Source organism: Kineococcus vitellinus (assembly GCF_009906315.1).
GTDB classification, from domain to species: Bacteria; Actinomycetota; Actinomycetes; order Actinomycetales; family Kineococcaceae; genus Kineococcus; species Kineococcus vitellinus.
This window is the reverse complement of record NZ_JAAALL010000021.1, coordinates 20,583-27,028: the sequence shown is the minus strand read 5'-3', so window position 1 is coordinate 27,028 and position 6,446 is coordinate 20,583. Positions and strand designations below refer to the sequence as shown.

The window sequence follows — 6,446 nt, the reverse complement described above, 5'->3', positions numbered from 1 at the left end:
CCGCCCCCGGGCGGGGCGACGGGTTTTCCGGCGGCCCGCCCGGGGGCGGAACCTAGCCTCGACGCGTGCCCGAGAACCCCGAGACCGCGCCCGCCGCGCCGTCCGCACCCGAGGACCACCTGGCCGCCCTCGGCTGGGACGGCGGGTGGGCGCAGCGCTGGGACGACTTCCGCGCGCGGTTCCAGCGCGAGCACCCCGGTGAGCACGTCCTGCCCGCCCGCGTCGTGCGCGTCCACCGCGGCGCCTGCGACGTCGAGACGCCGATGGGACCGCAGCGCGTCGACGTGCCCGCGCAGGTCCCGGTGCCGCACCCCACGACGGGCGACTGGGTGGGCGTCCGCCTCGACGGCCCGGGTTCGCCCGTGGTCGTCGGGGTGCTGCCGCGGCGCACCGTCCTCGCCCGCGCCTCGGTGACCGGGCGCTCGGTCGACCACCAGCTCGCCGCGAACGTCGACACGGTCGTCGTCACCGTCGCCGCGGACGCCCGGTCCACCTCGGGGCGGGTGGAACGGCTGCTGGCGCTGGCGTGGAACTCCGGCGCCCAGCCGGTGGTGGCGCTCACCAAGGCCGACGTCCCCGCACCGCGCGAGGTCGCCGCGCGCGTGGCCGAGGTGGCCTCCGACACCGTCGGCGCCGAGGTGCTCGCCGTGAGCGCGCTGGACTCCGCGAGCGTGGACCGGTTGCGCGAGAGGCTGTCCGGGACCGTGGTGTTCCTGGGTTCCTCCGGTGCGGGCAAGTCCACGCTGGCCAACGCGCTGCTCGGCGAGGACAGGTTCACCACCGCCGCGGTGCGCGCGGTGGACGGCCGGGGCCGGCACACCACGGTGACCCGCGAACTCGTCGCGCTGCCCGGCGGCCTCGTCCTGCTCGACACGCCGGGCCTGCGCACCCTCGGCGTCGCGGACCTGGAGGAGGGTCTGGAGCGCACGTTCTCCGACGTGGAGGAGGTCGCCGTGGACTGCCGGTTCGCCGACTGCTCGCACACGGCGGAACCCGGGTGCGCCGTGCTCGCCGCCATCGACGCGGGGGTCTTCAGCGCCCGCCGGCTGGAGAGCTACCGCAAGCTGCAGCGCGAGCAGGAGTGGTTCGCCTCCCGCACCGACGCCCGGCTGCGCGCGGAGCGCCGGCGCGAGTGGAAGCAGCGGGTGAAGGTGGTGCGCGCGCACCACCGCTGAACCCGGGAACGCACCCGCCGGTGGTCCGGCGGGCGGTTCAGGCGGCGGTGCGGCCCAGCCAGGCGGCCAGCCGGACGTGCGCGGGCGCGTCGGCCGGGACCTCGACGACGGGGCCGAAGGGGACGGGCCCGCCGCGCGGGGAGGCGGGCAGGAACCGCGTGGAGACGTCGAGCATCCGCCGGGCGAGGTCCTCGTCGAGCAGGTCGGTGCGCCCCAGCGCCACCGCGAGGTCCCCGGCGTGCACGGTGAACTCCTGCACGTAGATCGTCCCGGCCACGGCGGCGGGCATCTCCCCGGCCGGGTGCACGACGGTGCGGGCGAGCAGGTCGTCGTCCGCCCACGCCGCCTCCAGGTCCGCGCGGCCCGCGCGCCAGGCGGCCGCCCAGTCGCCGCCGGGGACGGACTCGAGCACCGTCGGCAGGTCGGCGGGCCGGCCGCCGCGGGCGATGTGCGCGACGCGGCGGGTGACGGCCACGAGGTGGCCGAGCAGGTCGCGCACGTCCCACCCCTCGCAGGGCGTCGGCGCGTCGAGGTCGGCGGGGCCGACGAGGACGAGCAACCGCTCGACGACGTCCATCGCGGTGCCCATGAGGGGCCGCGGGTCGCTCGGCGGTGCGGCGGCGGCGGGGTCGGGAGCGGTGCCGGGAGCGGGAGCGGGGTTCGTCATGGCGGCAGCCTGCCGGGGAAACACGACACCTCCTGTCGTGTTCTGCTGACATCCTCGACGGGTGCGCGCCGACCGGTTGCTCTCCACCGTGCTGCTGCTGCAGACCCACGGCCGGCTGTCCGCGCCGGTGCTGGCGCAGCGCCTGGAGGTGTCGGTGCGCACGGTGCTGCGCGACGTGGAGGCGCTGTCGGCCGCGGGGGTGCCCGTCTACACCGAGCGCGGCCGCGGCGGCGGGATCGCCCTGCTGCCCGGCTGGCGCACCGACGTGTCGGGTTTCACCACCGCCGAGGCGCGGGCGCTGTTCTCCGGCGCCGGCGGCCCCGACGACCCGCAGCGGCCCGCCTGGGAGTCGGCGCTGCGCAAGCTCATGGCGGCCACCCCCGAGGGGCGGCGCGAGCCGCTGCAGCGGGCCGCGGAGCGGATCCTCGTCGAACCCGCGGGCTGGCGCAGCAGACCGCGCCCGGTCCCCTGGCTGGCGGCGCTGCAGGAGGCGGTGTTCGCCGCGCGCCGGGCGGTGCTGACCTACCGCTCCAGCGGCGCCGAGCGCCCCTCGCGCTGCACCGTCGACCCGGTCGGGCTGGTCGCCAAGGGCGGCACCTGGTACCTCGTGGGGCTGCACCGCGGGCGCGCGCGGCTGTTCCGCGTCGAGCGCGTCAGCGCGGTCGACGTCCTGGAGGCGGCCACGCCCGTGGACCTGCCGCCGCTGGCGCAGGTGTGGAGCGCGCTGCGCGAGCAGGTCGAGCGCCCGCGCGCGAGCACGCAGCCCGTGCGGCTGCTCGTGCACGAGCGCGCGCTGGAGGTGCTGCTGCGGGTGGCCGACGGCCAGCTCGTCGACGACCCGGTCCTCGGCCCCAGCGCCGGCGGCCGCCAGGAGCTGCTGCTGCGCTTCCGGGCCTCGCCCGCCGCCCGCGCCGTCCTGCTGGGGTTCGGCGCGGACGTGGAGGTCCTGGAACCCGCCGAGCTCGTCGCGGACCTCGTGCGGACGGCCCGCGACGTGCTCGGCACCTACGGCGCCGCGGGCCTCAGCCCTGCGCGTACGCCGGGCGGATGACCTCGGCCGCCAGCGCCAGGCGGTCGGGGAAGGGCAGGAACGACGCCGACAGCGCGGTGATGGTGGCGCGCTCGACGTCGGCCAGGTCCCAGCCGGCCTCGTCGGTGAGCAGCGCGAACTCCCGCGACAGCGAGGTGCCCGACATGAGCCGGTTGTCGGTGTTCACCGAGATCGAGAAGCCCAGGTCCTTGAGCAGCGTCACCGGGTGCTCGGCGACGCTGGTCGCCGCCCCCGTCTGCACGTTGCTCGACGGGCACAGCTCCAGGACGATCCCGCGGTCGCGCACCCACGTCGCCAGGCGGCCCAGCTTCGCGACCGGCAGCCCGAGGCGGTCGCGGCCCTCGCCGAGCTCGACGTCCTCGACGATGCGCACGCCGTGGCCGATCCGCTCGGCGCCGCAGGTGTGCAGGGCGTCGCGGATGCTCTCCGGGCCCACGGCCTCGCCGGCGTGGATCGTCACCGGGAAGTCGTCGGCGTGCAGCAGGTCGAAGGCCGCCTTGTGGTTCGAGGGCGGGAAGCCGATCTCGGCGCCGGCGATGTCGAAGCCGACGACCCCGGCGTCGCGGTGGCGCAGCGCCAGCTCGGCGATCTCCAGCGAGCGGTCCGCGTGGCGCATGGCCGTCACCAGGGTGCCGACGCGGATCGGCGTCCCGGCCTCGGCGGCCAGCCGCTCGCCGCGGCGCATGCCCTCCTCCACGGCCACGACGACCCCGTCCAGGTCCAGCCCGCCGCGCAGGTGCTGCTCGGGCGCGTAGCGCAGCTCGCCGTAGACCACGCCGTCGGCCGCCAGGTCCAGGACGGCCTCGGTGGCCACCCGGGCCAGCGACTCGGCGTCCTGCATGACGGCGATCGTGTGGTCGAAGGTCTCCAGGTAGCGCACGAGGGAGCCGGAGTCGGCGGCGTCGCGGAACCAGGCGCCCAGCTCGGCGGGGTCGGTCGTCGGCAGCGCGTGGCCGTTGGCGGAGGCGATCTCCACGATCGTCGCGGGCCGCAGGCCGCCGTCGAGGTGGTCGTGCAGCGACACCTTGGGCAGGCGGCGCACGCGCTCCAGGGTCGTCTCGGAAGTGCTCACCGGCCCATCCTGACAGCCCCCGGGGAGGCGCTCCTACGATCCGGTGGGTGCCGACCCGCCTGATCCGCCCCGCGACCGCCGCCGACGCGCCCGCCTGCGCCGACGTCTACGCGCCCCACGTGCGCGAGAGCGCCGTCTCCTTCGAGACCGAGCCGCCGGACGCGCGGGAGGTGGCCGCCCGCATCGAGGCCGCCTCGGCCCGGCACGCGTGGCTGGTGCTGGAGGAGGACGGCGAGGTCCGCGGGTACGCCTACGGCGCCCCGTTCGCCGCCCGCGCGGCCTACGCCTGGTCCTGCGAGACGAGCGTCTACCTGGCTCCCGGGCTGCGCCGCACCGGCGCCGGGCGCGCGCTGTACGAGGCGCTGTTCGAGCGCCTCGCCGAGCGCGGGTACCGCACCCTGGTCGCGGGGATCACCCTGCCCAACGAGGCCAGCGTCGGCCTGCACCGCGCGCTCGGCTTCGAGGTCGTGGGCACCTTCTCCCGCATCGGCTTCAAGCACGGGCGCTGGCACGACGTGCTGCGCCTGCAGCGGCCGCTGGGCCCGCAGGACGGCTCGGCGCCGGCACCGCTGCGCTGAGGCGGTCGCGCGCCTCGGCGCGCCGGCCCCAGGAGGTGCCCGCCAGCAGCAGCAGCGCACCGCACGCGGCGACCGGCCCGAGCGCCTCGCCGCCGAGCGCGACGCCGATCGCCACCGCCCACAGGGGTTCGGTGCCCAGCAGCAGCCCGGCGCGCGAGGCGGAGGTGCGCCGGATCGCCCACGACTGGGCGAGGAAGGCGAAGACGGTGCACCCCAGCGCCAGGTGGGCGATGCCGAGCCACTGGCCCGGGGTGGCGGCGCCGGCCGCGGCCGCCAGGCCCCGCGGGTCCAGGGCGGCGAAGAGCACCGCGCCCACGAGCAGCTGCACGAGGGTGAGGGCGCGCAGGTCCAGCGGGTGGCGCCGCGCGAGCACGCCGAGGGCGGTGACGTGCCCGGCGCGGACGACGGCGGCGGCCAGCACCAGCAGGTCCCCGGGCAGCAGGGCGTGCGGCCCGCCGCGCCCCACGAGCAGCCCGATGCCCACCAGGGCCACCAGCACGGCCGCGAAGAACGCCGGCGGCAGCCAGCGGCGGCGCACCAGCGACTCCGCGAGCGGGGTGAACAGCAGGGTGGAGGCGATGAGCAGCCCGGCGTTGGTCGCGCTGGTGCCGGCCAGCCCCTGCGTCTCCAGGCCCAGCACCGCGGCCTGGGTCAGGCCCAGCACCAGCCCGCAGCGCAGCTCCGCGCGCCCCGGGCGCACCCCCGCGAGCGCCGCCACGAGCCCCAGCGCGAGCGCGGCGCCGGCGTAGCGCAGCGCCAGCAGCGGGGCGACGCCGAGGCCGACGAGCAGCTTGGCGGACAGGTAGCTGCTGCCCCAGACGAGCGCCACGCCCAGCAGGACCAGGTCGACGCGGCGGTCGGTGCGCGCGGGGCGGGAGGTGCTCACCCCGCGAGCGTGGAGGACGGCGACGGTTCAGTACAGCCACCAGTTGCTGAACCCTTCCGTTAGCGTCGCTTCATGGACGTGCGTCAGCTGGTGGTGCTGCGGGAGCTGTCCGAACGCGGCAGCCTGGCCGCCGTCGCCCGCGCGCTGCACGTCACGCCGTCGGCGGTCTCCCAGCAACTGGCTGCGCTGCAGCGCACCAGCCCCGTCCCCCTCACCGAGCGCCGGGGCCGGCGGCTGGCCCTCACGCCCGCGGGCGAGGCGCTGGCCGCGGCCGCCGTCGACGTGGCGGCCGCCCTGGACGCCGCCTCCCGCGCCGTCTCCGAGCACCTGGACTCCCCCGACCTGCCCGTCGGCGTGGCAGCGTTCCAGAGCGCGGCGCTGGCCTGGTTCGGCCCGCTGCTGCGCGAGGTCGCCGCCGCCGGCGGGCCGCCGCTGCGCTGCAGCGACGAGGACGTCGCCCAGCGCGACTTCCCCGCGCTCGTCGCCGACCACGACGTCGTCGTCGCGCACCGCCCGCCGGCGGGCCCGCCCTGGCCCGAGCGGCGGCTGCGCGTGGTGCCGCTGCTCACCGAGGCGCTGCACGTCGCCCTCGCCGCCGACCACCCGCTCGCCCGGCGCCGGCGGCTCGCCGTGGCCGACGTGGCGGGCGAGCGGTGGATCTCCGTCCACGAGGGCTTCCCGCTCGCCGGGGCGCTGGACGCGGTCGCCGCCGCGGCCGGGCGGCCGCTGCGGGTGGTGCACCGCATCAACGACTTCTCCGTCGCCGCCTCCGTCGTGGCCTCCGGCGACGCCCTGGCGCTGCTGCCGGCCCGCACCGCCCGCCCCGGGCCCGGTGTCGTCGTGCGCCCGCTGGCCGACGCCGCCCCCGCCCGGCAGGTCGACGCGCTGCTGCGCCCGGAGGCGCTGGCGCGCCGGGGCGTGCGCACGGTCCTGGCCGCCCTGCAGCGCATCGCCGCCCGCCCGGCGGACGGGTCGCCGCGCGCACCTGGACCTGCAGCGCGCTGGAGCACCTAGCGT

The 6,446-nt window shown here is 77.8% G+C and carries 7 protein-coding genes; 4 read left to right on the top strand and 3 right to left on the bottom strand.

All coding sequences use genetic code 11. From position 1 onward, the window contains the following. Positions 1–65: 65 nt before the first annotated feature. Entirely contained in the window at positions 66–1,175 is a 1,110-nt protein-coding gene (gene rsgA / locus GTQ99_RS03745) for a ribosome small subunit-dependent GTPase A (RefSeq protein ID WP_338074696.1), read from the top strand. A gap of 37 nt (positions 1,176–1,212) precedes the next feature. Here the strand turns inward: rsgA and GTQ99_RS03740 are convergent, their stop codons facing one another. Beyond that, the gene (locus tag GTQ99_RS03740) at positions 1,213–1,842 is read right to left on the bottom strand and encodes a TIGR03086 family metal-binding protein (protein WP_166614399.1); all 630 of its coding nucleotides are present in this window, start codon (positions 1,840–1,842) and stop codon (positions 1,213–1,215) included. Positions 1,843–1,903: 61 nt separating this feature from the next. On the opposite strand from GTQ99_RS03740, the gene GTQ99_RS03735 reads away from it, so the two are divergent. Continuing rightward, positions 1,904–2,893, top strand: a complete 990-nt coding sequence (locus GTQ99_RS03735) for a WYL domain-containing protein (protein ID WP_166614398.1) — start codon at positions 1,904–1,906, stop codon at positions 2,891–2,893. Here the strand turns inward: GTQ99_RS03735 and GTQ99_RS03730 are convergent. Next, positions 2,865–3,965 carry an adenosine deaminase gene (locus GTQ99_RS03730; protein ID WP_166614397.1) on the bottom strand — a complete coding sequence of 367 codons (1,101 nt, stop codon included), beginning with the start codon at positions 3,963–3,965 and terminating at the stop codon, positions 2,865–2,867. The two genes, GTQ99_RS03735 and GTQ99_RS03730, sit on opposite strands and share 29 nt — an antisense overlap. 47 nt (positions 3,966–4,012) lie before the next feature. Between GTQ99_RS03730 and GTQ99_RS03725 the strand changes: the two genes are divergently transcribed. Further along, positions 4,013–4,543, top strand: a complete 531-nt coding sequence (locus GTQ99_RS03725; RefSeq protein ID WP_338074695.1) for a GNAT family N-acetyltransferase — start codon at positions 4,013–4,015, stop codon at positions 4,541–4,543. On the opposite strand, the gene GTQ99_RS03720 is transcribed toward GTQ99_RS03725, so the two are convergent. Beyond that, a complete protein-coding gene (locus GTQ99_RS03720) occupies positions 4,458–5,429 on the bottom strand; it encodes a DMT family transporter (protein WP_338074694.1) in 972 nt (323 codons plus the stop codon). The two genes, GTQ99_RS03725 and GTQ99_RS03720, sit on opposite strands and share 86 nt — an antisense overlap. 72 nt (positions 5,430–5,501) lie before the next feature. Here GTQ99_RS03720 and GTQ99_RS03715 point away from each other — a divergent pair, with 72 nt between their 5' ends. Further along, positions 5,502–6,443, top strand: coding sequence for a LysR family transcriptional regulator (locus GTQ99_RS03715; RefSeq protein WP_166614396.1), 942 nt, complete (start codon positions 5,502–5,504; stop codon positions 6,441–6,443). The last annotated feature ends 3 nt before the right edge of the window (positions 6,444–6,446 follow it).